Origin of the sequence: Streptococcus hyointestinalis (assembly GCF_041225505.1) — a bacterium.
GTDB classification, from domain to species: domain Bacteria; phylum Bacillota; class Bacilli; order Lactobacillales; family Streptococcaceae; genus Streptococcus; species Streptococcus hyointestinalis_B.
On record NZ_JBCLSK010000029.1, the window covers coordinates 1 to 25,769 of the forward strand.

A 25,769-nucleotide genomic window follows, 5' to 3' on the forward strand; every position below is an offset into this window, starting at 1 on the left:
ATTTCTACAATACACAACGGTATCAAGCAAAATTAAGCAACCTGACTCCTTTTGAATTCAGGAATCAGGTTGCTTAAGCATTTTATTATTTCACTGTCTACTTGACAGGGAGCTGTTCACTAAGAACATGATCTTTTCGTCATTATAGCCAACTGCTTGTCACTAAAGAGGCAATCTGAATGAGAAGGCGGGCCAGGCTGCTAGCTGAGAGGTGATTTTGCAGGCTTGTTATAGGTACTGTCGCCAAGACAGAAAGCAAAAGCCCTAAGCTTAAAGTACTGACACCTAATGACAAGACACCTCCAGTAATAGCAAAAGGTCTGCTATCAAGGCGCTCAAAAGAAAAGAGGTGCATAAAAATCCCAAGCAAGCGCCCAATGCCGTAAACCAGCGCATAAATGCCTACAAAAGCAACGCCAGCGTAATAGACGTGGTCTAAGTCAAAGATATTAACGGACTTAAAAAAAGCAACGCTTGAGTCTTGAGTAGGGTTGGAGTAGGGCACCCACAAGGTCAAATGAGACGCTAAGTCCTTAAAACTCACGCTGGCAATAACAAACGCTAGCAAGCAGACAAAGGTGTAAAAAGCTTGAAGCCCAATCCCTCGGCTATAGCCAATGTAGAAGGCCCACACTAAAATCAAAAAGAGAAAAACTGTCAGCATGCTTATTCTCCATCAGTTTCTTTTGGCTTAGCCAGCAGTTTTTGACGTAATTCTTCATTTTCAGCCTTTAGAGTATCGTAGGCAACCTCACGCTCTAGCTGCATGGATAAAGAATTGATAGCCATTAAAATCGCAATGGTTTCACCGTCTGCTGACGGGAGTTTTTGCTTAATGTCCTCATACTTTTCCTGAGCGAGATGCTCAACTTCTTCCATAAAAAGGTTGTCTTTTTCTGTGGTTAAGGTGAGTGGCTTATCCCCAAAAACAAATTTATAACGATTTTTTCCTGTTTGTTTACTTGTCATAGTCATTACCTCTTATTTATTATACCCTAAAACAGGCTTTTCGTAAATTATTCTCATAAGGAAAGGAGGCTTTTCAGTTACAGGCTTATCTTTTTATGATATAATGCTAGTTATGAATATAGTCGTTATGTCTTCTGATTTAGCTTTGCAAAAGCAAGTGATGAAGCGTTTAAAAGCCTATCAAGTGCCTAATAAAAACCCACATCTTGCTTTTTTTGCAAAGATGGATGGCTGCAGCGTCTCACTCTACCATTCTGGAAAACTCGTTTTCCAAGGGAAAAACGCTTCAAGCCTAGCACAGACTTTTGGCTACGCCAAAGAAACCACAACAAACGCAGCGCTCAATCAGCAAACACAAGCACTGATTGGCTCTGATGAGGTGGGAAACGGCTCTTACTTTGGTGGGCTGGCTGTTGTGGCTTCTTTTGTCACACCAGATGATTTTTCTTTCTTGAGAGAGCTAGGTGTCGCCGACTCCAAGACTCTGACAGATGACAAAATCTGCCAGATAGCACCTCTCCTAAAGGAAAAGATTCCTCACAAGAGCTTGCTTTTATCACCTCGCAAGTACAATGAAGTCGTCGGGGCAGGTAAACCTTACAATGCTGTTTCTGTCAAGGTGGCGCTTCACAATCAGGCTATTTTTTTACTCTTACAGGAGGGAGTGCGACCTGACGGTATTGTTATCGATGCTTTCACCAGTCAGAAAAACTATCTCAACTACCTCAAGCAGGAAAAAAATCACTTTGATGAGGCATTTTCTCTTGTGGAAAAGGCAGAGAGTCAGTTTCTAGCCGTTGCGGTTAGCTCTGTCATTGCTCGCCAGCTCTTTTTAAAAAATCTCCAGCAGCTTAGCCAAAAAGTCGGCATGCAATTACCAAGTGGTGCTGGTGCAAAATCTGATAAGATTGCTAGTCAGCTTCTAAAAACACAAGGCATGTCTGCACTTGAGGAAACCGCTAAATTGCACTTTGCTAATACTCAAAAAGCCATCAAGCTTTTACACTCTTAGGAAAAAAAGGAACATTTATGAAGAAATTTATGAAAGAATGGGGACTTTTTATCTTCATTTTCGCTGTTATTGGACTTAGTCGACTTTTCTTGTGGCAGTTTGTCCGAGTAGATGGGCACTCAATGGACCCTACTCTTGCCAACAACGAAAGGCTCTTGGTGCTTTCACACACCTCTATTGACCGCTCTGATATCGTGGTCGCTTCTGAGGAGGAAGATGGTAAAAAGAAAATTATCGTTAAGCGTGTTATCGGGCTTCCTGGTGATACTATCAGCTATAAAAACGATGTCTTAAAAGTCAATGGTAAAGTCGTCAAAGAGCCTTATCTTGAGACTTACCAAAAGCTGTTTAAAAAGGATAAATTGCAAAGCACCTACTCTTACAATGCTCTGTTTCAAGGCTTAGCTGAAAAAGCGACTGCCTTTACAACGGACGCTAATGGTAGTGCTGACTTTACTATAACCGTTCCAAAAGGGCAGTATTATCTTCTTGGTGATGACCGTATCGTCTCTAGAGACAGTCGTGAGGTCGGCACCTTTAAAAAGAAAGATATCATCGGAGAAGTGAAGTTCCGTATATGGCCATTTAACCGCATAGGAACTGTTCAATAAACAAGATAAGAGGGAGATGTGATCGACCTCTTATTTTAACAATAGGACAATATCATGGAATACTTTTTTACAGGCAGTATTGAGCGCATTATCTTTGAAAATGCCAGCAATTTTTTCAAAATTTTACTCCTTAATATCGAAGATACGGATAGCTCTTTTGATGATTTTGAGATTATCGTCACAGGTATCATGGCAGAGGTCATAGAGGGAGAGACTTATACTTTTTGGGGCGAGCTGGTGGAGCACCCAAAGTACGGTGAGCAGTTGAGCGCTAGTCGGTACGAGCGCCAAAAGCCGACTGCTTCAGGTTTGATTAACTATTTTTCCAGCAGCCAGTTTAAGGGCATTGGTAAAAAAACGGCGGAGAAAATCGTAACCCTTTATGGCAATGACCCTATCGATGCGATTTTAGAAGACCCAAATAAGCTGGATACTATCTCTGGTCTGTCAAAAGTCAAAAAAGAGCAATTTATCGCTCAACTCAGACTCAACTACGGTAGCGAGCAAATCCTCTCAAAACTAGCGGAGTACGGCATTTCTAACCGCTATGCTATGCAGATTTTCGACCATTATAAAGAAACAACGCTTGATGTTATCACAGACAATCCTTATCAATTGGTCGAGGATATTCAAGGGATTGGCTTTAAAATCGCTGATCAGCTAGCCGAGCAGCTAGGGATTGCAGATGACTCCCCCAAGCGCTTTCGGGCTGCACTCCTTCATTGCCTCTTGAATATCTGTATGAATAGTGGAGATACTTATGTTGATGCACGGCGCTTGCTTGAGGAGACCTTGACACTTCTTGAGCAATCACGGCAAATTGAGATTGACCCTGCACTCGTCGCAAACGAGCTAACACAGCTCATCAACGACGAAAAAATCCAGCATGTGGAGACGAAGATTTTTGATAACAGTCTTTATTTTTCAGAAGCTGGTATCCAAAAACAGCTTCACCGTATCCTCAACTTTGAACTCAAAAATCGAGCTAACGATGAGCGCATTGAAAAGAAACTCCAAAAAGTCGAGAAAAAACTGGGGATTAGCTACGACTCCATCCAAAGACAAGCCATCCGTGACGCCCTCAGCTCCAAAGTTTTTATCCTAACAGGTGGACCAGGAACGGGAAAGACAACTGTTATTAACGGTATCATTCAGACCTATGCGGAGATCCACATGATTGACTTAAAAAAGCCAAAGGACTTACCCATTGTCTTGGCAGCGCCGACTGGAAGAGCTAGCCGCAGGATGAATGAGCTGACAGGGCTTCCGAGTGCTACCATTCACCGTCATCTGGGCTTAAACCGTGACCAAGAGTTTCAGCTTTTAGATGATGAGTTGGATTGTGATTTGATTATCATTGATGAGTTTTCAATGGTGGATACTTGGCTTGCTCACAAGCTCTTTTCAGCTCTGCCCTCGCACGCACAGGTCATTATCGTTGGCGATAGCGATCAGCTCCCTTCTGTCGGACCTGGGCAGGTCTTAGCAGATCTACTCAAGATTCCTGAGCTTCCAAAAGTCTGCCTTGAAAAAATCTTCAGGCAGTCTGAAGACTCTACTATCGTCACACTGGCAAGTCAGATAAGACAAGGGCTTTTGCCAGCTGACTTTACGGCTAAAAAGCCTGACCGCTCTTACTTCGAAGCGCAAGCCAACTATATTCCAGATATGGTGGTCAAGATTGTTGCGTCTGCGCTTCGAAATGGTATCAAGGCTCAGGACGTTCAAGTCCTCGCCCCCATGTATCGTGGACAGGCTGGTATCAACAACCTCAATACACTGCTCCAAGAACTACTCAATCCAGAAAAAGACCTCTCCTTTACCTTTAACGATATGAGCTTTCGTAAAGGGGACAAGGTTCTCCACCTCATCAATGACGCTGAACACAACGTCTTTAACGGCGATATTGGCTACATCACAGACCTCATCCCTGCCAAGTACACAGAGTCTAAGCAAGATGAGCTCTTTATTAACTTTGACGGACAAGAGGTCATCTATACTAGGAAAGACTGGATGAGAATAACCCTCGCCTACGCCATGTCCATACACAAATCACAAGGAAGTGAATTTCCTGTGGTTATCCTGCCTATCACACAGCAGAGCAGACGTATGCTAGAGCGTAACCTCATCTACACTGCCATCACACGTGCTAAGAGTAAGCTCATCCTACTAGGAGAGAACAGTGCCTTTGACTATGCCATCCATACACAGGGCACCAAACGACACACCTATCTCATCGAGCGCTTTTTGGAGCAAGACCTGCCTGCAAGCGAGAAGGATAACGACAATTCTAACGACAAGGAGACAAACCAATACCGCTTGACGGAGGAAAATATCACCACAATTGACCCCATGATTGGGCTTAGCCAAGAAGAGATTGATTTCTTTTTCAAAACTTAAAGAAAACGTTGACATTCTGTCAATTCGTATTATAATAAGCGTAACATCATATTTTTTAGGAGGTTTATTATGATTTCATATGAAAAAGTGCGTCGGTCGCTAAAATCTTGGAATAGCTTTATCGCATGGGTAAACACACTTGGTGTCATCTCTAAGGTCTGTGCTATCGCAAGCTACTTTCTTCTCTTGAACAATCTGGCTTAGATTAAAAAGATGTACTCTGCTAGCCAGTATCAAGCGATTCTCGCTTCAACGCATATCAGTGTGCTTGTTCTTACGATTATAGGATTGGTTGCCAATATCACCATTGCTTACTTGGCATTTCGCAATCGTAGTCAAATAATAGACAGTGAGCCTGACTTGTCACCTTATCTGATTGGTATCATCTATACTGTTGGCTACAATGTCCTCTCTATTATTGTGTCTATCTCTCTAGGTGGCTCCTTTGTGCCGTATCACTGATTGTACCACTGCTCTTTTTAGCTTTGTATATCTACGTCTATCGCAAAGCTCAAACATTACTTGCTAAAGAAGACTAAAAAAGCACTCAATTTGAGTGCTTTTCATCATAATCAAACAGCTGCAAACGCTGATAAGCATCGTCAAGCCCTGTCACCGTCACACCAAGCAGACGAATACCTGCTTTATTTTCCTCCAAGCTGTCATAAATCGCCTGAGCTGTCTGCTCAATCAGATCTAGGTCACTAGTCAAGTCATCTAGAGTCACACGCTTGGTCAAGGTCGAAAAATCTGCATAGCGTACTTTCAAAACAATGGTGCGCCCTAGTTTATGGTTCTTCTCAAGGGTCTCGGCGACACGCCTAGCGTTGTTGCTGATCTCAGCCTTGATGTCCTCCTCAGTAAACAAAAGCTTACGATAAGTGCGCTCGCTGCCAATGGACTTGCGCTCACGATTAGGCTTGACAGGAGAATTACTAATACCTCGTGCCTTACGATACAGGTCATAACCAAAGCGCCCAAAGCGGTCAATCAGCTCCATCTCAGGCACCTGTTGCAAATCAGCTCCAGTGTAGACAGACATGGCATGCAATTTCTCGACTGTCTTTTTGCCCACACCATGGAATTTCTCAATAGGAAGTTTCGCTAGAAAAGCCTCAGCATCCTCTGGCAAGATAAGCGTAAGCCCTTTTGGCTTTTCATAGTCAGACGCCAGTTTGGCTAAGAACTTATTAAAGGACACGCCAGCAGAGCAAGTAAGATGTAGCTCCTGCCAGATGTCGTGTTGGATGAGTTTGGCGATTTTAATGGCTGACTTGCTATTGATTTTATTTTCCGTGACATCCAGATAAGCCTCGTCAATGGACATGGGCTCCACAAGGTCAGTATAGCGCTTAAAAATCTCACGCACTTGCATACCAATAGCGCGGTATTTGGCATGATTACCTCTGATAAAGACAGCCTGTGGGCAGCGCTCATAAGCTTCTTTTGAGGACATGGCAGAGTGGATACCGTATTTTCTCGCTTCGTAGTTACAGGTCGAGACAACACCTCTCCCACCTGTCAATCTAGGGTCAGATCCGATAACGACAGGTTTTCCTTTTAGGCTGGGGTCATCTCGCATCTCAACGGCAGCAAAAAAAGCATCCATGTCAATGTGGATAATTTTTCGTGATGTGTCATTGACTAAAGGAAAAATAAGCATACCCACCTCCTGTTTTTCTTCTCCTATTATACAATTTTCAAGCCAACTTGACTGCTTTGAGATATTTATAATACAGTTAAGGTTTATTTAGTATACTGTATTATAAAAGAAACTTTTAGAAAACGCTTCTTTTGATTTAGAAAACGCTTACTATATGGTACAATAAATTTGTAAATGTAACAGATAGTGTTACTAGAATAAGGAGAACATAACATTATGGCAACAGTAAAAACGAACACGGACGTCTTTGAAAAGGCTTGGGAAGGCTTCAAAGGAAATGATTGGAAGGAAAACGCTAGCGTTTCACGTTTCGTGCAAGCAAACTACACCCCTTATGATGGTGATGAAAGTTTCTTAGCAGGACCGACTGAACGCTCTTTGCATATTAAAAAAATCATCGAAGAAACAAAAGCAGGCTACGAAGCATCAGGTCGCTTCCCTATGGACACTCGTGCGACTTCTATTGCTGACATCCCAGCTGGTTTCATTGACAAAGAAAACGAACTCATCTACGGTATTCAAAATGATGAATTGTTCAAATTGAACTTCATGCCAAAAGGTGGTATTCGTATGGCTGAGACAGCCCTCAAAGAACACGGATACGAACCAGACCCAGCTGTGCATGAAATCTTCACAAAATATGCAACAACGGTGAATGACGGTATCTTCCGTGCCTATACTTCAAACATTCGTCGTGCTCGTCACGCACACACTGTAACTGGTTTGCCTGATGCTTACTCACGTGGTCGTATCATCGGGGTTTATGCCCGCCTTGCTCTTTACGGTGCTGACTACCTCATGCAAGAAAAAGTCAACGACTGGAATGCGCTCACTGACATTGACGAAGAAACTATCCGTCTGCGTGAAGAAATCAACCTTCAATACCAAGCACTTGGTGAAGTGGTTAGACTTGGTGACCTCTACGGAGTTGATGTGCGTAAGCCTGCTATGAACACCAAAGAAGCTATCCAATGGGTTAACATTGCTTTCATGGCTGTCTGCCGTGTCATCAACGGTGCTGCAACTTCTCTTGGACGTGTACCAATCGTTCTTGATATCTTTGCTGAACGTGACCTTGCTCGTGGTACTTTCACTGAAAGCGAGATCCAAGAGTTTGTTGATGACTTTGTCCTTAAACTTCGTACTGTAAAATTCGCTCGTACCAAAGCTTACGATGAACTTTACTCAGGAGACCCTACTTTCATCACCACTTCTATGGCTGGTATGGGAGCTGACGGACGCCACCGTGTCACTAAGATGGACTACCGTTTCCTAAACACACTTGACAATATCGGGAACGCTCCAGAACCAAACTTGACTGTTCTTTGGTCAGATAAATTGCCTTATGCTTTCCGTAGATACTGTATGGCAATGAGCCACAAACACTCTTCTATCCAATATGAAGGTGTCACTACTATGGCTAAAGAAGGCTATGGTGAAATGAGCTGTATCTCATGCTGTGTGTCACCACTTGACCCTGAAAATGAAGAACAACGTCACAACCTCCAATACTTCGGTGCTCGTGTTAACGTTTTGAAAGCCCTTCTTACAGGTCTTAATGGTGGTTATGACGATGTGCATAAAGACTACAAAGTCTTTGACGTAGAGCCTGTTCGTGACGAAGTGCTTGACTTTGAAACCGTCAAAGCAAACTTTGAAAAATCTCTTGATTGGTTGACAGACACTTATGTGGACGCTATGAATATCATCCACTACATGACAGACAAGTACAACTACGAAGCAGTTCAAATGGCATTCTTGCCTACACGTGTTCGTGCTAACATGGGATTTGGTATCTGTGGTTTTGCAAATACTGTAGACTCTCTATCAGCTATCAAATACGCTACTGTTAAGCCTATCCGTGACGAGGACGGCTACATCTATGACTATGAAACAATCGGTGACTACCCACGTTACGGTGAAGATGATGACCGTGTAGACTCAATCGCTGAATGGTTGCTAGAAGCTTTCCACGGACGTCTTGCAAAACACAAACTTTACAAAGACGCTGAAGCGACTGTGTCACTACTTACCATCACTTCAAACGTTGCCTACTCTAAACAAACAGGTAACTCTCCAGTCCACAAGGGTGTTTACCTCAATGAAGATGGTACTGTCAACCTTTCTAAATTGGAATTCTTCTCACCAGGTGCTAACCCATCTAACAAGGCTAAAGGTGGTTGGTTGCAAAACTTGAACTCACTTGCTAAACTTGACTTTGCACACGCAAATGATGGTATCTCACTCACCACTCAAGTATCTCCACGTGCGCTTGGTAAGACCTTTGATGAACAAGTGGCGAACCTTGTCACTATCCTTGATGGTTACTTTGAAAACGGTGGACAACACGTTAACTTGAACGTTATGGACCTTAAAGATGTCTACGACAAGATTATGAACGGCGAAGATGTTATCGTTCGTATCTCAGGTTACTGTGTCAACACCAAGTACCTCACTAAAGAACAAAAAACTGAACTCACACAACGTGTCTTCCACGAAGTTCTCTCAATGGATGACTCTGTTCAAGATTTAGTTTAATAAACTTTAAAAGCTCTTGTTTCAAACAAGAGCTTTTGTTATAATGGCAGCATGAGTATCCGATACACACGAAATACCTTGTCAGACACTTACCTTGATGCCTTGCGCATTAGACAAGCAGTCTTTGTAAGAGAGCAAAAAATACCACATACTGTTGAAATCGACGGTAACGAAGCCTACTGTCTGCACTTTGTCCACTATGATGATGCCAATCAAGCTCTGGCGACCTGTAGACTTTTGCCCAATAAAGATAAAACAGAGGTCACTTTACAGCGCATGGCAACTCTAACAGACTATCGCCAGCACGGCATTGGACGACAACTCCTCCAATACGTTATTGACTTTAGCAAAGAACAGGGCTTTGCAGCCTTGGCTTTACCACTGTTGATGAATCTTTCAAAGAGGCTGGTATTGAGCATATCCATATGAAAAAGAAACTCTAGTCGAGTTTCTTTTTAGTTTATACTTTGCTCCATAAAGGAAATATTGTCGTAGGAGAGTTGTACCTTGAGTAGGCGCTTAATCAGACTTTTCTGGTCATCATCAAGAGCGCTAGAGCTTGTCACCACGACGTCTAGAGTCTGGCGCTGCTGACTAGAGCTCTTATCCCAAGTGGTGAGATAGCCAATCTTGACATTCTCAACTTTTGGTGCGATGACTTGTAGCTGCTTAGTGATACTTTCCACATCAAATGTCGTATTGGTCACTTGGCTAGGACCAGCAGCTACCTGTGTTTTATTTTCAACTTCTTGGTGGATAAGCCCAACAGCAAAGAAAAGACTTGGTATCGTCATTAGAATAGAATACAAGACAATCCTGCGGACATTCTTTTTATGCGTCACGGGGTCAATCTTTTCTGCCATAGGAACACGCATGATGTAAAATCCAACAATGGTCGCAAGGCAAATAAAGAAGACGTTAATCAAAAAAAGATAGCTAGAGCCGATAAAATAGGTCAAACTCCCTACTGAAATGCTGTAGCCGACTGTACACAGAGGTGGCATGAGCGCCGTTGCAATAGCAACACCAGGGATGACATTGGAATACTCCCCTTTACGAGTTGTGGCGATAATACCTGCTAGACCACCTGAAAAGGCAATCAACACATCCCATATGGTCGGCGAGGTTCTAGCAATCAACTCTGAAGACGCCGTTGAAATCGGAGAGAGTGAGAAGTACAGTGTAGACACTACAAGCGAAAACACCACTTGCAGGGCAAAACCGAGACTGCTGCGCTTGACGATTTCAGTGTCGTTAGTCGCAAAACCATAGCCGATCGCCATGATAGAGCCCATCAAGGGCGAGATAAGCATAGCACCGATAACAGTCGCTGTCGAGTTCATATTGAGCCCAATGGAGGCAATTAAAATGGATAAAATCAGAATAATAAAGTTGGCACCACCGATATTGGCACCGCTGATAATACGTCCTCGAATCTCACTGTAACTCGCACGCTCGACATTAAACAAACTGCGTAAGCGCTTCATGTTCTTCTCCTCTTTCGATTTTTCAAATTCTCTTTAATCACTTCAATCAGCTGATTGCGGTCTTTAATCCACTGCTCTCTCTTATCCTTGTCATAAGTCCGATTGGATAAAAAGATAACAGCCTGATTATTAGCTTGATTGACCATCACAAAAGTCCCTGTATAGCCTGTGTGAAGAAGCCAATCACCATCCAAGTCCCAAGCGATAGCCCGCTTTTTCTCACCAACAGCAACGTTTGTCGTTAAGTTCTTAGCAAAAGCATCTGTCAAATAATGCTCAGCATATTTTTCCAAGTCAGAAAGGGTTGAAAATAACCCAGCCGACCCTGTATGAACACCCAAGACTCTTGCCTTAGGGTCATGAACAAGCCCAGCCTTTACCCCTTTTTGGGTAGGAACTGCCTGCTTGACAGGTCCAAAGCTTGTCTCTGTCATTCCAAAAGGAATAAACACCTCTCGCTCAAAAAGAGTGTCCAAACTCTCTTTAAAGTAAGTTTCTAACATAAAGCCTAACAAAAGAAAGTTAATATCCGTGTAGAAAAAGCTCTTGTCCTCTGTTACTCTAATTTGGTTGATGGCTTCTTTGAGCTCCTTGGCATTCAGCTGATGACGATTTTTGATAAAAGGATCAATCCCAGACGTATGCGTCAGCAACTGTCTAAGCGTCACGGTCTCATCATGAAAATATGGATAATAGGTGACAAGACGATCGTCAAGTGTCATCTCACCAGAAGCCAAGAGCTTAATCATGACAGTCCCCACACCGACAACCTTTGACACACTCGCTAAATCGTAAACCAAATCAGGAACAACAGGTTTTTCTCCATCCAAAGTGCCAAGATAAAACTCTGACCAAGTCCCTTTGTCAAAGATAGCCAAACTAGCGCCACGATAAATTCCGTCTGCTATCTGCTTTTTGATATACTCTATCATAGGCTCTTACTTATCCAAATCTCAATGCGACTGGTATCAGATACGACGAGTAACTTTTCTTTGGGATCGAGATAAACATCCAAATCATAAGACAGCAAATGTTGGTAAAGTGCTCTTAGGTCATAGGACGCTGACACTTGAAACTCTAAAATCTCTAAATCCCACATTTTCTCAGGGCTAACTTGCAAGTCTGGACCATCTGCCTCGACAAAAGCCAGCGATAAAGGAAGAATTCCCTCAAAAATGTCCTCGTAAAAGGCACGAGCGACAACTTTATCTGGTACTGCTAGGGCGATAGCTTCTACTCCAAAATCGCTAACTCCCTTAAAGTCCTCAACGACTGGCAACTCAGGATAATCTGCCTGCGCTAGGCACTCAACATTGTCCTCAGCATGCACCAAAAAGTTAGCCCCTTCTGGTGAGGTCGCTCTAAAAGCATAGTGTTTTCCCTTTAAGACACTGTCAACTTCTAGCTTTTGAGACAAAAGCGCCAAAATATCATCACTAGGCATCTTCAAGACAATCTCTTGGAGCTTGTGTGTGCCTTTGACAGCACGTGTGCAGTCTGCAGGCGACTCCTCAATCGTAAACCGTGCTTTATCATTTTGGTAGGCGGTAAAAATAGTTAAGGCATTTTCCTCACGCAAACGTTTCATCCCCAAAACTTTTTCATAGAAATCAATATTTTCTTGGCGATTATTCACACGAAGGATAGGTTGTTGAAATAAAACGGATTCTTTACTTATCATCTCGAATTCCCTCCTTTTACATTCTAAAAAAATTTAAAGCATTTGACAAGAAAGTTTGTGCAATCTGTCCAACAAAATGTTTATCTGTTATTTTATTCTTATTTTTGTAAAAAGCAAAACATTCAAACAAGTACAAATTAACACATCTTTTTATTATTTTTTGAAAATATTTTTTATTTTTATATATTAAAAATGATATTTATACATAGACATAACCCGTTGTGCTAGTTAATTGTAGAAATAATAAAAAAACTTGCGTATCATAAACTCAAAACCATCACGAATTGAGGACATGATATGCAAAGCCAATTACATTATCTCGCTAATCCTTCTCAAACACAAGTAGTTTTCAATAAAATTTTAATGAAAGTGACTAATCTGTACGAGAAATATGTTCCAAAGTCAGTTCGTTTCCGTAAGAATGTCCACTTACAAATTCAACCCGATGTTATTTTGATTTCTAGCTACATTTGGGCTCTACAACAAGGTTGTAAATCAGCTATTAACATACTCCTTACTACTTCATCAAAGTCAAATGGAGAATGGTTTTAGTCTAAGGTATTCACTTGCTTACGCTTAAGTAACTAGCACAACGGGTAGACATAGTGTCTAAATAGTCTCGTCTTCTTGAACAAAACGATACCGTTGACAGGTGTTGAATTTTCTTGTATAGTAATTGTCATGACGGAAACTTTATTATTACGTGGTATTCAGCTTATCTTGGTTCTTGCCATGATTAGTATTTCTTTATACCTCATCTACTATATCAAAAAAAATCGCATAAATCCTTTTAAACGTTTCTTTACAGGACTTTGGATTGGGTTTGTCACAGATGCACTGGATACTGTGGGGATTGGTTCATTTGCGACATCAACAACTTTGTTTAAACTGACAAAGTTGGTTGAGGATGACCGTAAGCTACCAGCTACTATGACAGCGGCGCATGTTCTGCCTGTGCTTCTTCAGTCGCTTTGCTTTATCTTAGTTGTCAAGGTAGAGCCTCTGACACTAATTGCCATGGCATCTGCGGCATTTATCGGGGCTTTCTTTGGGAGTCGTATCACAAAGAACTGGCATGCACCAACTGTCCAGCGTATATTAGGAAGTCTTCTTATCATCGCTGCTATCATCACGGTGTTTCGGATGGTGACAAATCCTGGAAGTGACATTACAAGTAGCTCTCATGGACTGCATGGGATTTGGCTTGTTTTAGGGATTGTTTTCAATTTTGTCATCGGTGTCTTGATGACTATGGGACTTGGAAATTATGCTCCTGAGCTTATCTTCTTTTCTCTCATAGGACTTAGCCCGACAGTAGCTATGCCTGTTATGATGTTAGACGCAGCTATGATTATGACCGCCTCTAGCACTCAATTTATTAAAAGCGGGCGTGTCAATTGGGATGGCTTTTTAGGTTTGGTTGTTGGCGGTATCATAGGTGTTATTGTGGCTGTCTTGTTCTTGACAAATCTTAACCTCAATAGCCTAAAACTCTTGGTTGTCTTTATCGTCCTCTTTACAGGAGGCATGCTCATTCGCTCTTCCTTTAAAAAGACCTTAGAGCCTAGCCACAGCAGGCACTAACACACAACTCAATTCATAATAAAAAGAGGTAAACCACCTCTTTTTATTATGCATAAAGTAGTTTATAAAGGGCTACCGCACAGATAGCTGCTACAATTGGAGCGACAACTGGAACCCAAGAATACCACCATTTTGAATCCCCTTTGTGCTCGCCAAGAATTGATTTTGGTAAGAAGAAGTGAACAAGACGTGGACCCAAGTCACGTGCTGGGTTAAGTCCAGGACCAGTAGGTCCACCTAGTGATGCTACAAGAGCTAGAACAAGGAAACCAAGTGCCATGTGGGCTACAGATTGACCAGCATTTGTGTAAGACCCGATTTGGATTTTACCAGCGACTTCTGTGATGTCAATACCATTGCTTGTTGCATAGCTTGCAATTTCAGCACCAAAGTAGTTCTTTGTCAATGCCATAGCACCAAAGAAAAGGACAAATGAACCAAAGAATTCATTCAAGAAACCGTTAATTTGAGCGGCTTTGCGTGTTTCTGGTTTGTTGTTATCCAAGCTAACGATTGTTGAGAAAGTTCCCAAAATAGCATTTGGATTTTCAGTTTGCAAGTAGTATGGTTTGTGTGTTGCCACAACAACAAGCTGACCACAAATCGCACCAAGGAATTGAGCGATGATATAGTAAGGAACTTGTGCCCAAGGGAAGTAGCCTGATACTGCAAGTCCTAGTGTAAAGGCAGGGTTGATGTGGTTACCTGAGACATTCCCAAACATAAGCGCAGGAATCATAACCCCCATACCGTAACCGATAGCAATAGTCAACCAACCACTGGCATGACCTTTAGTTCCTTTAAGTTCAACGTTAGCAACAGCTCCGTTTCCTAAGATAATCAGGAAAGCCGTCCCTAAAAACTCTGTGATATATTTCACAGTCCATGTAACATCCATGAGTCTTTGTATCCTCCAACATTTATTATTTAGACATGTACTATTTTATCAAGTATAATAGATAATGTAAAGCTATTCTAAAAATAAAAATACTTCTGTAAGAAAGGATGCTTATGCGTTATAATCAATTCAGCTATATTCCTGTAGATACTAAGACAGCCCTTCGTGAGATGAATTCTCTTGGTTTTTCACTCTCTTATACTTTTGAGGATAAGAAAAACCTTGAGCTTTTTATACGACAAACACTCTTTCACTACCAAGACACTGACTATGCTCTTAGTCTTATGGTTGCAGATAATGAGCATGACTTGCTGGCGTTTTTCACTTCTAGCTTAGACTTGACTCATGAGCGTTTTGCTATGATTGCTCTGCAGTTGCTTGGTTTTATTCCAAATGTCGACTTTACAAACAGTCTTGATTTTGTAGATAGAATTGGCTTAGATATAGAAGAAGAGAGCTTCATCCAGACACTTTACCACCTATTAGCTTGCCGCACCAAGTCAGGCAATACTTTGATAGATGACTTGGTCAGTAAAGGGCTTCTTGCAGCTGATAATCACTACCACTTCTTTAACGGTAAGAGTCTTGCAACCTTTGACACAAACGACCTCATCAAAGAAGTCGTCTATGTTGAAGCGCCCCTTGATACTGATAAGGATGGTAAACTAGACTTGGTCAAAGTGAACATCATCCGTCCACGTGCGGATATGCCACTTCCTACCATGATGACAGCAAGCCCTTATCATCAAGGCACTAACGAAGTCGCAAACGACAAAAAACTGCACAAGATGGAAGGTGATTTAGCTGTCAAACCAGTCCACACTATCTCTGTTGAAACCAAGACCTTTGCACCACTAGAAGAAAACCGCAAGGAATTGCCGATAGGAGAGGCTGAGGAGACTTTTTCTTATATCGACAGCTACACGCTAAACGATTATTTTTTAGCCCGTGGATTTGCTAATATCTACGTTTCTGGTATCGGAACAGCAGGTTCTGACGGCTTTATGACCAGTGGTGATTATGCCCAAATCCACTCCTTCAAAGCTGTCATTGACTGGCTGAATGGACGGGCTAGAGCCTACAGTAGCCACCGCCGTGACCAGCTTGTCCTTGCCTCTTGGGCAAATGGCTTAGTGGCAACAACTGGCAAGTCCTATCTTGGTACCATGTCAACTGGGCTCGCTACGACAGGTGTTGCGGGACTTGAGGTCATCATCGCAGAAGCAGCCATCTCCTCTTGGTATGATTATTACCGTGAAGGCGGGCTGGTCTCAAGTCCTGGTGGCTATCCTGGTGAAGACCTTGATGTTCTGACCGAATTGACCTACTCTAAAAATCTCCTAGCTGGTGATTATCTGCGCCATAATAAAACTTATCATGCCTTACTCGCAGAACAATCGGCTGCTCTTGAGCGTAAAACTGGTGATTACAATCAATTTTGGCATGACAGAAACTACCTCCCTCATGCGTCTAAAGTCAGCTGCGAGGTCGTCTTCACACATGGTCTTCAAGACTGGAACGTCACACCTAAACAAGTCTACCAAATCTTCAACGCACTGCCATCTCATATCAACAAACACCTCTTTTTACACCACGGTCAACACGTCTATATGCACAACTGGCAGTCTATTGATTTTAGAGAAAGCATGAATGCTCTCTTGACACAAAAGTTGCTTAAAGTTGACAATAACTTTACACTGGATACGGTCATTTGGCAGGACAATCAGATTGAACAAAGCTGGAGGACACTAGATACCTTTGGTAGTCAAAAGCAAAAAACAATCGCACTTTCTGGTGGCGTCAAAACAGTCGAAAACCACTACGATAACACTACTTTTGAGCGCTATTGCAAGCAATTCAATCACTTCAAGGTTGATTTATTTACTGGAAAAGCGCAACAAATCGTTCTTGATATTCCAATTGAAGAAAATCTAATGATCAATGGAACCTGTCAACTCAACTTGACGGTTAAATCAAGCACTTGTAAAGGTATCCTGTCCGCACAGCTTCTTGACTTTGGTTCTAAAAAACGCTTTTCAGATACCCCAGCTATTCTCAACCTCCATAGCCTTGATAATGGTCAAAACTTCTCTCGTGAGGCACTACGTGAGTTGCCTTTCAAGGAAAGCCCATTTCGTGTCGTGACAAAAGCAAGGCTCAATCTCCAAAATAGAAAAGACCTTTTAGACATCTCACCAGTTACTCCTGACCAATGGATGACCGTGCAACTGGTACTACAGCCAACCATTTATAGACTAGAAAAGGGAGATACACTGAGACTGCTCCTTTATACGACAGACTTTGAGCACACTATCCGTGACAACAGCGATTATTACCTCAGCATTGACCTTGATAAGTCCCAGCTTATCCTGCCTTATGATTAAGAAAAATACCTTGACTTAGGTCAAGGTATTATTTTTTGCGTTTAAATTTTGCAACGATTGTTTGTAAGAGTGTGGGTAAGCGGACAACCTTTTCATCACCAATGTGCTGTCTTGCTATCTTTAAAATCTTACCAGAGTCTTTTGAAGCAAATAAAAACTTGCCCTGCGCTGTATAGACCTCAAAGTGACGACTAATTTTCCGTCCTGTGATATTTGCCCCCATCTTATCAATACTATCCCATGGGATTTGGATATAGTCGTTGACGTTTTTATCATTGTAAAACTCAAAGCCTTTATTTCCCAGTAGAAATTTACCGACTTTATTACCACCTATTGCAAGATAGGAAACACCTGTTGTTGTCAGCTCAACCGTACTATTTAATGATTGGACCATAGTTTCTCCTTTAGTAGTATACCTTCATTATAACATAAAAGAAGGCTTTAGCCTTCTTTTAGTCTTATCGTATATACTTACATCAAACCAATCACGTGTGCAACAATACCCACGATGAAAAGTCCGATAATCATTACGATTGGAGAGACTTTCTTCTTGAGCAACCACATACATAGGAAAGTAAGAAGAAGTCCCATCAATCCTGGAATCAAGGAATCTAATTGTCCTTGCAGAGTGTTTGCTTTTTCTTGCGTCAAGCTAAGACCGCTCTGAACTTGTCCAAGGATTTCTTGCAATTTACCACCTGTGACAGCTCCGTTTGGAAACTCGATATAAGCTCCTTTTGAGAGTTGAGTCGATGGCAGACTTAATGTGAAGGTCACATTTACCCAACGCTCAACCAAAGCTGCAAGGATGAACATACCAAGGATAGAGGCACCTTTGGTAATCTTTTGAAGAAGACCACCTGAGAGGTCTTTTGTGATTTCAGAACCTGCTTTGTAACCAAACTCTTGAGTGTACCATAGGAATGCCATACGGATGATGTTCCAACCAAAGAAGAAGATAAGTGGACCAACGATATTTCCAGCAGAGGCAAGTGAAGCTCCAAGTGCTCCCAAGATAGGACGAACAGTAAACCAAAAGACTGGGTCACCGATACCTGCAAGAGGTCCCATCATACCGATTTTAACCCCTTGGATAGCAGTGTCATCAATTTCTGCACCGTTTGCTTTTTCTTCTTCAAGCGCTAATGTAACCCCCATGATAGGTGCTGCTACATATGGGTGCGTATTAAAGAACTCAAGGTGACGCTCAAGCGCTGCTGCACGGTCTTCTTTAGTTGTGTATAATTTTTTAATTGCTGGGATGAGTGAGTATGCCCAACCAAGGTTTTGCATACGTTCATAGTTCCAAGACCCTTGTAAGAAGGTAGAACGCCACCATACTTTACGACGGTCTGATTTTGTTAATTGAATCTTTTCAGCCATTATAATTCTCCCTCTCTAGTAATCTTCTAAGATGTCTCCAATTGGATCACCTGAGCCACCACCAGCGTTGCCGCCAGTTCCAGAACCACCTTTTTCTGAAAGGTTAAGGTAAATAAGGGCGATAGCAACACCGATAGTACCAAGAGCGATAAGTGTGAAGTCTCCGACAGCTGCAAAGACAAAACCAAGAGCAAAGAATGGCCATGTTTCACGTGTTGCCATCATGTTGATAACCATTGCGTAACCAACAGCAACGACCATACCACCACCGATAGTCATACCGTCTTTTAGCCAAGCTGGGATAGCATTAAGCATTGCTTGAACGGTTTCGGTTGGAAGGGCAAGCAAAAGTGCGATTGGAAGCATGATACGAAGCCCTTGCAAGATAAGCGCAGTGAAGTGAGCTGTTTCAACAGCACGGATATTACCATTTTTAGCGGCACTATCAGCACCGTGAACGATGGCAACTGAGATTGTACGCACAATCATAGTAAGGGCAAGACCTGCAACAGCAAGTGGGATAGCTACGGCTTGGGCAACCCCAACACCAGTTTTGGTGAAGTCGCCACCTTTAATCATGATAACAGACGCTGCTGTAGCGGCTAGGGCGATATCTGGTGCTACCGCTGCTCCGATATTTGCCCAACCAAGAGCAATCATTTGAAGAGCACCACCAAGCATAAGCCCTGCTTCTAAGTGACCAGTTACCAAACCAATCAAAGTACATGATACCAATGGTTGATGGAACTGGAATTGGTCAAGGATACCATCAAGACCTGCAAGAAAGGCGATGATGAGCACCAAAATAATAGAAATAACTGACATTATTCTAAATCCTTTCGTAAAATACCTAAGTCAAATCAAGCTTAGGTGAGCTAATAAGACATGTGACACATGTTTACCTTTTGTGCCTGTACACTTATTGTACGTTTGCTTTTTTGATCAAGTCAAACAGGTTTTTAGGAGTGTCATTTGGTACTTTACGTACGTCAAATGATACGCCCAAATCACGTAATTTTTCAAAGGTTTCAACGTCTGCTTTATCCATAGAAAGAACGTTGTTAACCATTGTTTTACCTGTTGAGTGTGCCATAGAGCCGACGTTGAGTTCTTTGATTGGCACACCACCTTCAATAGCACGAAGGGCGTCTTGAGGTGTTTCAAAGAGAATAAGCGCATGTGTGTTTCCAAAACGTGGGTCTTTTGAAACAGCGATTAACTTGTCAATTGGTACGACATTAGCTCTTACACCAGCAGGGGCTGCTTGTTTGATCAAGCCTTTACGCAATTCATCTTTAGCAACCGTATCAGATGCGACAATGATACGGTCTGCTTTTGATGCAGGTGTCCAACCTGTTGCGACTTGTCCATGAAGCAAGCGTGTGTCGATACGAGCAAGATTAATTTTCAACTTACCATCGCCGATAACTGTTCCTTCTGGAATAGCTTCTTGTGGTGCGCTAGCTGTCTCGCCTGCTGCGCTAGCTTCTTCCTTAGGATTAAGCTCTTCTGGCAATGCTTTAATACCATCTTTTGCTTCTTTGATGATATTTGCAGCGACACTCTCTACACCAGCAGATGCATCCATCATACGCTCAGTGTAAGCTTGAATCAACATTGGCAAGTTAAGACCGGTGATGATAGCCATTTTACGATCAGGATTTTCTCCTTGAATACGGCTTGCTTGGTTAAATGGTGACCCACTCCAAAGGTCAGCCAATACAAGAATCTCATCATCGGCATCAAATTGCCCAATAGCATTGTTGAAGTGTTCATAGAGGTCGTCTGGACCTTCGTTTGGCATGAAAGTCACCACTTGAACTTTCTCTTGCTCACCGAAAATCATCGAACCTGACTGATGAATACCTTCAGCAAATTTACCGTGGCTGGCAATAATAATACCAATACCCATGTGTTCTCCTCCTTTATATTTTTCTTAAAAGCTACTTTACTCCTCTCCCTCTTAGAAAAGATTAAGTTGTTTTTAAAGAAATTTTTAGAACTAATTCATTGTAACCCTTTTCACGTATCTTTTCAAGTATTTTTACAAGATTTTTTTGTTTTTTTTAATTGACACCCGTTTTGCTAGTTACTTAAGCGTAAGCAAGTGAATACCTTAGACTAAAACCATTCTCCATTTGACTTTGATGAAGTAGTAAGGAGTATGTTAATAGCTGATTTACAACCTTGTTGTAGAGCCCAAATGTAGCTAGAAATCAAAATAACATCGGGTTGAATTTGTAAGTGGACATTCTTACGGAAACGAACTGACTTTGGAACATATTTCTCGTACAGATTAGTCACTTTCATTAAAATTTTATTGAAAACTACTTGTGTTTGAGAAGGATTAGCGAGATAATGTAATTGGCTTTGCATATCATGCCCTCAATTCGTGATGGTTTTGAGTTTATGATACGCAAGTTTTTTTATTATTTCTACAATTAACTAGCACAACGGGTATTCTGATATAATTTTGTTGAGTTATAACTAGACAAAAAGGAGGGCAAAATGTTTTCTCACAGAAGATTAAAACAACGAAGACTTGAAATAAAGTTATCACAGACTGCAATCGCTAATCAATTAAATGTTCATCGTTCCGCTTACCATAACTGGGAAAACGGAAGAAATATACCTAATCAAAAAAATCTCACCGCTCTCGCTGCTATTCTTGATGTCCCTATCTCTTATTTTGAATCTGAATACAATATAGTCAATAACTATCTTCAGTTATCTCCCAAAAATCAGGTAAAGGCAGAGGACTATGTAGAGGCACTTCTACTTTCACAACAAACCGCAAATGTCACTCCCCTCTTCTCAGTACAAGTGCTGGCAGATGTTCAGCTTTCTGCTGGTCCAGGAGAAGGATTCTTTGACGAGTTTGAAACTGAAACAGTCTACTCCAATAAGGAACAATACGGTTACGACATTGCTGCTTGGATTGAGGGAGACTCTATGGAGCCTATCTATAAGAGTGGTGAAGTCGCACTTATTCGCTCCAACGGTTTTGACTATGATGGGGCTGTCTATGCACTATCTTGGAATGACTCTGTCTATATCAAAAAGCTCTACCGTGAAGAAGATAGGTTCAGAATGGTTTCCTTGAATAAGGACTATCCAGAGAAGTTCATCCCTTATGAGGATGATCCAAGAATTGTTGGTCTAGTTGTGGGACACTTTATGCCTGTTGAGGGAGTTTAGTTATGAAATTAAAAGATATTTTAGAACTTGGAACATATGGTATCAATCCTGATTGTAAAATTGAAATATTCAATATGGACAACTTTGAAGAGCAACTACAGAATGAAGGATTCGATGAAATTCTTATTCCTCAAAATGAGAATGCTAAAATCTATCCTTACGCATTTTTGATAGAAGATTCTATTTTAATTGCAATGACCGAGGAGGACGACAATGCCAATGAACGTTAAAGAAATGATTTATAGTAATTAAGTTTTAAAACAGTAATTCAACGATTCATTTACAGATTCGAATTGAGGTAATAATTCTATGATTGCTTTCTTTAAGTTTACCCAAGCAGTTTCAATTGGATTTAATTCCGATGAATACGGAGGTAAGGGCACAAAGAAGTGGTGATGTTCAATACAAAGCTCATCTAGTTGTTTCTTAGGGTGAAAAGTCGCATTATCCATCACAATAACATGAGTTTCAGATTTTGAGTTTCTTTAAAGCATCCCAAACAGACTACGGTGTGCAAGCTATTTCACGGAGAAAGGCATCTGGACGCTCTGAGACAAACTTCTGAAGTTGATCCAGTGGCAATTTTCTAGGACGTGGGGAACGCTTTTTAACCGCCAAAGTCCCGTGATGTTTTAACTGTCGTTCCCATAAATAGAGAGTGTTTACGCTAATATCAAAGAGCTGACAAGCTTCTTTATGAGTATGACCGTCGTCTTGAACAAACGAAATCACTTGTTTTCTAAAATCTAAATCATATACCATAACTTTAGCATGCCATAATTACTGATTTAAAACTGACCGACTATAGCATATGAACTCCTTTATTTTATAAGATTTCTCTTATGAATCCATTGCAGACTGCTTAATCTATTTTTATTCTTATAAAATCAGTTCATAACCTTACAATTTTGTAAGCTAAATCCCTCTGAACAATATTTTGATCTTCAATCTATGCTATAATAGTATCTAGCAGTTGAGCACCCGTCGCTTGCTCAACATAACCATACAGAAAAAAGAGGATCCTATGACCAATCAAAATCACCGCATCCACCGTCTTCGCATTATCTGGCATATCCTAAAAGTGACGGGGTTTGCGACCTTTCTCACTTCCTTTTTCAGTTTTATCTTTGTCGCCGCTGGTTTGCTACTCTGGTTGGAACCTAACTTTGTCAGCTATGGGGATAGTCTCTGGTATAGTTTTGTAACAGCAACAACTATTGGCTATGGAGACATGCTGGTAATGACGACTCTTGGACGAATCATCAGTATCATTTTAGCCATTTATGGCATACTCTTTTTAGGAAGTCTGTCTGGCATAGTGGTCAGCTACTATACCGAAGTCAGCAAGCATTATTCTCTAGCCCTTGAAAACGACAAGCAAAAAACTGGTTCTTAAGAGCCAGTTTTTTCTCGTTTTTGAAGCACTGAAATACATTTTTGTCCAACTATCGTCAACCCAACCATCAGTAAAGAAACTGGTAAGAGTTGAATTGGGAAGAACAAACTGATAAAGATACCTGCCAACCATTCTTTTTCAAGCAGCGCAATAGCCATTGACAAACTGACAACCAAGACAACAAACAAGCTATCCACCTGTGGAAAGACTTGGGCTACTGCAAATCCCTGTAAAAAGGCCGCAAAGGTTATGGGAAAAATATCCCCACCAGTCCAACCTGACCACAAGCACATTTCCAAGAATAACAATTTAGCAAAAGACAGAAGGATTAAGGTCAAAACAGGTGTTGCCAGTCCAAGTTCGACGACTGAATGTAAGCTATGTTGCCCAGAGAAGAGCAAGGTTGGAGCTAGCAGGGTCACAATAAAGATTGCCAGTCCACCAAGACTAAGCTTGATGGATATAGAAAGGTTTAACTTGTCTAAACCATCACGTATCATTCTTTTTAACCAAGCATAGCCTTTGCCGACTGCGAATCCATACAAACAGAGTGGCAAGAAGAAAAGTAAATCTGTCAGCGACCAAGTCGTTTCACCTAGCTTAGTCACAAATGAAGGTTGGTCTGTTAATCGCATCATGAGCCAAAAAACTAGTAAACCATTGGCAATCAGTAGTTTTCGCAGTCGTTTGCCAATTTGTTTTTGGCTAGCTGGATAGGGCAGTAGATAGCGACTAGGATGAAATAAGTATTCTATCCTTTTCAGCACCCCATGACCATCGACTTGATTCCAGTTAGCTTCTAAATAACGCAATTTATCTGCCTGCCAGATGGAATAGGCAATGACCACTCCCAGTAAAGGAGCTTCAGGACCAACACCTGCTCCTGAAATCAAGATAACTAGAGCCAAGACAAGATTTTGCCAAGTATTCTGATAAGAGACAGTCTTGCTTTCGGCCAGTTCATGTAACAAATCATGACTAGTCTTAGGAAGATTGCCCCACTTATTTTTTAGAAAAATGACCAAAGCAGTCAAAAAAAACAAGATAAGTAAGGAATAGACTGGCTCTAGATGAAATTGATGTGGCAGACTTTCCCACAAGAAATGACTCCCCAGCTTTTCTGCCATGATAAAACCATAAGACACCAAGGCAATAACGCTACTATAGATCAAACCAATCAATACCAACACAAAATCTTTTTTTCCAAACATATTTTCACCTACAATAAAAAGGCTCTATAGCCCTTTTTATTATTTCATTTTGAAGAATTGAACAATTGACACAATTCCTTGGTAAATAAAGACAAAGGAAATAGTGTAGCTAATAAACAAACCGGTCATCAATGGGTGGCCCATCATAATCAAACCTGTAACAATTCCCAGAATTCCCATCCAAACGAGCGGCGTTCCAACAGATTTATCCGTCTTACGAACCTTGAAACCAACGATCGTTTTTGTAATACCATTTGTCAAGGCCCAGAAAGAAATGATGAAAGGTACAAAGGTTACCATTTCAATAAAGCTACCTGAGAACAAAGCAAAAGCAAGGATGAGGGTAACAATACCTCCAAACAGATTCCAACCATGTTTTTCTTCAGCTTTGAAATACTGTACAATCTCGGAAATCCCCTGAACTGCAAATACAAGTGCAAATAAGAAAGTCATAGAAGCCAAGCTAATGGCTGGATTGGCTATCATATTAAAACCAGCAAAGATGGCAAAAATACCAGAAATCAGTAGCAACCATTTCCAATTTTTCGACATTATTTTTCTCCTTTTTTAGAGGATGCGTCCTCTAGTATTCCATAAATCATCATATCCAAAACCTGTGATAATTGATGCTCATATCCTGAAACCAAATCCGTCAAACTGCTGTCTAACGCAACGGTTAGATAATAAGAACGAAACATATCCTGAATCAATCTTAGATAGGCCATAGCTCGCTTTTCATCAATAGGGTCTTTGAGATGGGATTCTGATAAAAGTTTCTGACAAACTTGTTCATTCAAGTCCAAAAAGATAGCTTTCTGTGGTGCGGTGTCTGCTTCCAACTCTTCCGGTGTCGCAATCATTGCTTCAAAGAAAATGTGGCTATGTTCTGGGTATTGCTGATAAAATTGGTGACGTCTTTCCATATAATCCGCCAAGGAGGGCACTTGTCCGTCCTTTCCCAAAAAAACTGCCAAAGCTTTCTCAAAACTTTCCTGAACACAGGTCAGGTAGAGGTCTGTTTTCCCTGAGAAATTATGATACAAAACACCTTTAGAGATACCATCCACTTTACAAAGTTCATTAATGACAAAGCCTTTGTAACCTTTTGTAGCGAATTCACTCAAGGCTGCTGCGATGATTATTTCCCGACGTAGTCTTGTTTTTTCTTCTTTTCTCAATATTATTACCTCATACCTCTAGTTATAAACTTTTCGGTCTACAATGTCAAATGTCAATTTTGCTTATTTAAACAAGATACCTTATTTTTTGAAACTTTTTACCCGTTGTGCTAGTTACTTAAGCGTAAGCAAGTGAATACCTTAGACTAAAACCATTCTCCATTTGACTTTGATGA

28 protein-coding genes and 3 pseudogenes are annotated in these 25,769 nt (G+C 41.3%); 14 read left to right on the forward strand and 17 right to left on the reverse strand.

Annotated features, from left to right (window positions below; translation table 11 throughout):
- The coding region (locus AALA56_RS07295) for an IS3 family transposase (protein WP_369908299.1) at positions 1-77 on the forward strand (77 nt) is incomplete at its 5' end.
- A gap of 65 nt (positions 78-142) precedes the next feature.
- On the opposite strand, the gene AALA56_RS07300 is transcribed toward AALA56_RS07295, so the two are convergent.
- Positions 143-664 (reverse strand): CvpA family protein, encoded by a 522-nt coding sequence (locus AALA56_RS07300; protein ID WP_369909425.1) that lies wholly within the window; start codon positions 662-664, stop codon positions 143-145.
- A 2-nt stretch (positions 665-666) separates the two neighbouring features.
- Positions 667-975: a cell division protein ZapA gene (gene zapA / locus AALA56_RS07305; RefSeq protein ID WP_369909426.1), complete on the reverse strand. Its 309-nt coding sequence runs from the start codon at positions 973-975 to the stop codon at positions 667-669.
- 106 nt (positions 976-1,081) lie between these two features.
- Between zapA and rnhC the strand changes: the two genes are divergently transcribed.
- From rnhC to AALA56_RS07330, 5 genes are all read left to right on the forward strand, one after another.
- Positions 1,082-1,981 carry a ribonuclease HIII gene (gene rnhC / locus AALA56_RS07310; RefSeq protein ID WP_369909427.1) on the forward strand — a complete coding sequence of 300 codons (900 nt, stop codon included), beginning with the start codon at positions 1,082-1,084 and terminating at the stop codon, positions 1,979-1,981.
- A 17-nt stretch (positions 1,982-1,998) separates the two neighbouring features.
- Positions 1,999-2,592: a signal peptidase I gene (lepB, locus tag AALA56_RS07315; RefSeq protein ID WP_115270930.1), complete on the forward strand. Its 594-nt coding sequence runs from the start codon at positions 1,999-2,001 to the stop codon at positions 2,590-2,592.
- Positions 2,593-2,646: 54 nt separating this feature from the next.
- A complete protein-coding gene (recD2, locus tag AALA56_RS07320; protein ID WP_369909428.1) occupies positions 2,647-4,992 on the forward strand; it encodes an SF1B family DNA helicase RecD2 in 2,346 nt (781 codons plus the stop codon).
- 69 nt (positions 4,993-5,061) lie between these two features.
- A complete protein-coding gene (locus tag AALA56_RS07325; RefSeq protein ID WP_369909429.1) occupies positions 5,062-5,196 on the forward strand; it encodes a hypothetical protein in 135 nt (44 codons plus the stop codon).
- A gap of 9 nt (positions 5,197-5,205) precedes the next feature.
- Positions 5,206-5,454 carry a hypothetical protein gene (locus tag AALA56_RS07330; RefSeq protein WP_369909430.1) on the forward strand — a complete coding sequence of 83 codons (249 nt, stop codon included), beginning with the start codon at positions 5,206-5,208 and terminating at the stop codon, positions 5,452-5,454.
- Between the two features lie 85 nt (positions 5,455-5,539).
- Here AALA56_RS07330 and dinB read toward each other — a convergent pair whose 3' ends face one another.
- Positions 5,540-6,655: a DNA polymerase IV gene (gene dinB / locus AALA56_RS07335; RefSeq protein ID WP_369909431.1), complete on the reverse strand. Its 1,116-nt coding sequence runs from the start codon at positions 6,653-6,655 to the stop codon at positions 5,540-5,542.
- Positions 6,656-6,871: 216 nt separating this feature from the next.
- On the opposite strand from dinB, the gene pflB reads away from it, so the two are divergent.
- Together pflB and AALA56_RS07345 are read left to right on the forward strand one after the other, a co-directional pair.
- On the forward strand, positions 6,872-9,193 hold the full coding sequence (gene pflB / locus AALA56_RS07340; RefSeq protein WP_369909432.1) for a formate C-acetyltransferase: 2,322 nt from the start codon (positions 6,872-6,874) through the stop codon (positions 9,191-9,193).
- Between the two features lie 51 nt (positions 9,194-9,244).
- Positions 9,245-9,636, forward strand: a pseudogene (locus tag AALA56_RS07345) (GNAT family N-acetyltransferase).
- Positions 9,637-9,648: 12 nt separating this feature from the next.
- Here AALA56_RS07345 and AALA56_RS07350 read toward each other — a convergent pair.
- The 3 genes from AALA56_RS07350 to AALA56_RS07360 are packed head-to-tail and all read right to left on the reverse strand — an operon-like array spanning position 9,649 to position 12,361.
- The gene (locus AALA56_RS07350; RefSeq protein WP_369909433.1) at positions 9,649-10,680 is read right to left on the reverse strand and encodes a TIGR00341 family protein; all 1,032 of its coding nucleotides are present in this window, start codon (positions 10,678-10,680) and stop codon (positions 9,649-9,651) included.
- A complete protein-coding gene (locus AALA56_RS07355) occupies positions 10,677-11,612 on the reverse strand; it encodes a serine hydrolase domain-containing protein (protein WP_369909434.1) in 936 nt (311 codons plus the stop codon). Before AALA56_RS07355 ends, AALA56_RS07350 begins: the two co-directional genes overlap by 4 nt.
- The gene (locus AALA56_RS07360) at positions 11,609-12,361 is read right to left on the reverse strand and encodes a CppA N-terminal domain-containing protein (protein ID WP_369909435.1); all 753 of its coding nucleotides are present in this window, start codon (positions 12,359-12,361) and stop codon (positions 11,609-11,611) included. The genes AALA56_RS07355 and AALA56_RS07360 overlap by 4 nt, the downstream gene beginning before the upstream one ends.
- A 297-nt stretch (positions 12,362-12,658) precedes the next feature.
- Here AALA56_RS07360 and AALA56_RS10185 point away from each other — a divergent pair.
- A pseudogene (locus tag AALA56_RS10185) lies at positions 12,659-12,862 on the forward strand (IS982 family transposase); the annotation flags it as partial.
- A gap of 180 nt (positions 12,863-13,042) precedes the next feature.
- Positions 13,043-13,945 carry a TSUP family transporter gene (locus AALA56_RS07365; protein ID WP_369909436.1) on the forward strand — a complete coding sequence of 301 codons (903 nt, stop codon included), beginning with the start codon at positions 13,043-13,045 and terminating at the stop codon, positions 13,943-13,945.
- 46 nt (positions 13,946-13,991) lie between these two features.
- On the opposite strand, the gene gla is transcribed toward AALA56_RS07365, so the two are convergent.
- Positions 13,992-14,843 (reverse strand): aquaglyceroporin Gla, encoded by an 852-nt coding sequence (gene gla, locus AALA56_RS07370; protein WP_115270956.1) that lies wholly within the window; start codon positions 14,841-14,843, stop codon positions 13,992-13,994.
- 113 nt (positions 14,844-14,956) lie between these two features.
- On the opposite strand from gla, the gene AALA56_RS07375 reads away from it, so the two are divergent.
- A complete protein-coding gene (locus AALA56_RS07375; RefSeq protein ID WP_369909437.1) occupies positions 14,957-17,227 on the forward strand; it encodes a Xaa-Pro dipeptidyl-peptidase in 2,271 nt (756 codons plus the stop codon).
- A 28-nt stretch (positions 17,228-17,255) separates the two neighbouring features.
- Here AALA56_RS07375 and AALA56_RS07380 read toward each other — a convergent pair whose 3' ends face one another.
- The 5 genes and pseudogenes from AALA56_RS07380 to AALA56_RS10190 form a co-directional block, all read right to left on the reverse strand.
- Complete coding sequence (locus AALA56_RS07380) at positions 17,256-17,621, reverse strand: DUF956 family protein (protein WP_164683718.1); 366 nt, start codon at positions 17,619-17,621, stop codon at positions 17,256-17,258.
- Between the two features lie 77 nt (positions 17,622-17,698).
- Positions 17,699-18,610 (reverse strand): PTS system mannose/fructose/sorbose family transporter subunit IID, encoded by a 912-nt coding sequence (locus AALA56_RS07385; RefSeq protein ID WP_115270962.1) that lies wholly within the window; start codon positions 18,608-18,610, stop codon positions 17,699-17,701.
- A gap of 15 nt (positions 18,611-18,625) precedes the next feature.
- Positions 18,626-19,435, reverse strand: coding sequence for a PTS mannose/fructose/sorbose transporter subunit IIC (locus tag AALA56_RS07390; protein ID WP_115270964.1), 810 nt, complete (start codon positions 19,433-19,435; stop codon positions 18,626-18,628).
- A 94-nt stretch (positions 19,436-19,529) separates the two neighbouring features.
- Positions 19,530-20,522: a PTS sugar transporter subunit IIB gene (locus AALA56_RS07395; RefSeq protein WP_369909438.1), complete on the reverse strand. Its 993-nt coding sequence runs from the start codon at positions 20,520-20,522 to the stop codon at positions 19,530-19,532.
- A 260-nt stretch (positions 20,523-20,782) separates the two neighbouring features.
- Positions 20,783-20,986 (reverse strand): annotated as a pseudogene (locus AALA56_RS10190) (IS982 family transposase); the annotation flags it as partial.
- Positions 20,987-21,118: 132 nt separating this feature from the next.
- Between AALA56_RS10190 and AALA56_RS07400 the strand changes: the two are divergent.
- Entirely contained in the window at positions 21,119-21,808 is a 690-nt protein-coding gene (locus tag AALA56_RS07400) for an XRE family transcriptional regulator (RefSeq protein ID WP_369909439.1), read from the forward strand.
- Between the two features lie 2 nt (positions 21,809-21,810).
- Positions 21,811-22,038, forward strand: coding sequence for a hypothetical protein (locus AALA56_RS07405; RefSeq protein WP_369909440.1), 228 nt, complete (start codon positions 21,811-21,813; stop codon positions 22,036-22,038).
- An 18-nt stretch (positions 22,039-22,056) separates the two neighbouring features.
- Here AALA56_RS07405 and AALA56_RS07410 read toward each other — a convergent pair whose 3' ends face one another.
- Both AALA56_RS07410 and AALA56_RS07415 read right to left on the reverse strand, forming a co-directional pair.
- Positions 22,057-22,266, reverse strand: a complete 210-nt coding sequence (locus AALA56_RS07410) for a transposase (RefSeq protein ID WP_440210893.1) — start codon at positions 22,264-22,266, stop codon at positions 22,057-22,059.
- A gap of 46 nt (positions 22,267-22,312) precedes the next feature.
- Entirely contained in the window at positions 22,313-22,570 is a 258-nt protein-coding gene (locus AALA56_RS07415) for an IS630 transposase-related protein (RefSeq protein WP_369909441.1), read from the reverse strand.
- A gap of 262 nt (positions 22,571-22,832) precedes the next feature.
- Between AALA56_RS07415 and AALA56_RS07420 the strand changes: the two genes are divergently transcribed.
- Positions 22,833-23,204, forward strand: a complete 372-nt coding sequence (locus AALA56_RS07420; protein WP_369909442.1) for a potassium channel family protein — start codon at positions 22,833-22,835, stop codon at positions 23,202-23,204.
- Here the strand turns inward: AALA56_RS07420 and AALA56_RS07425 are convergent.
- From AALA56_RS07425 to AALA56_RS07435, 3 genes are read right to left on the reverse strand one after another with little or no spacing between them, the layout of a single operon-like run.
- Positions 23,201-24,415 carry a chloride channel protein gene (locus AALA56_RS07425; protein WP_369909443.1) on the reverse strand — a complete coding sequence of 405 codons (1,215 nt, stop codon included), beginning with the start codon at positions 24,413-24,415 and terminating at the stop codon, positions 23,201-23,203. The two genes, AALA56_RS07420 and AALA56_RS07425, sit on opposite strands and share 4 nt — an antisense overlap.
- Before the next feature lie 39 nt (positions 24,416-24,454).
- Complete coding sequence (locus tag AALA56_RS07430; RefSeq protein WP_369909444.1) at positions 24,455-24,967, reverse strand: HdeD family acid-resistance protein; 513 nt, start codon at positions 24,965-24,967, stop codon at positions 24,455-24,457.
- Positions 24,967-25,593, reverse strand: coding sequence for a TetR/AcrR family transcriptional regulator (locus AALA56_RS07435; RefSeq protein WP_369909445.1), 627 nt, complete (start codon positions 25,591-25,593; stop codon positions 24,967-24,969). The genes AALA56_RS07430 and AALA56_RS07435 overlap by 1 nt, the downstream gene beginning before the upstream one ends.
- Positions 25,594-25,769: the final 176 nt, after the last annotated feature.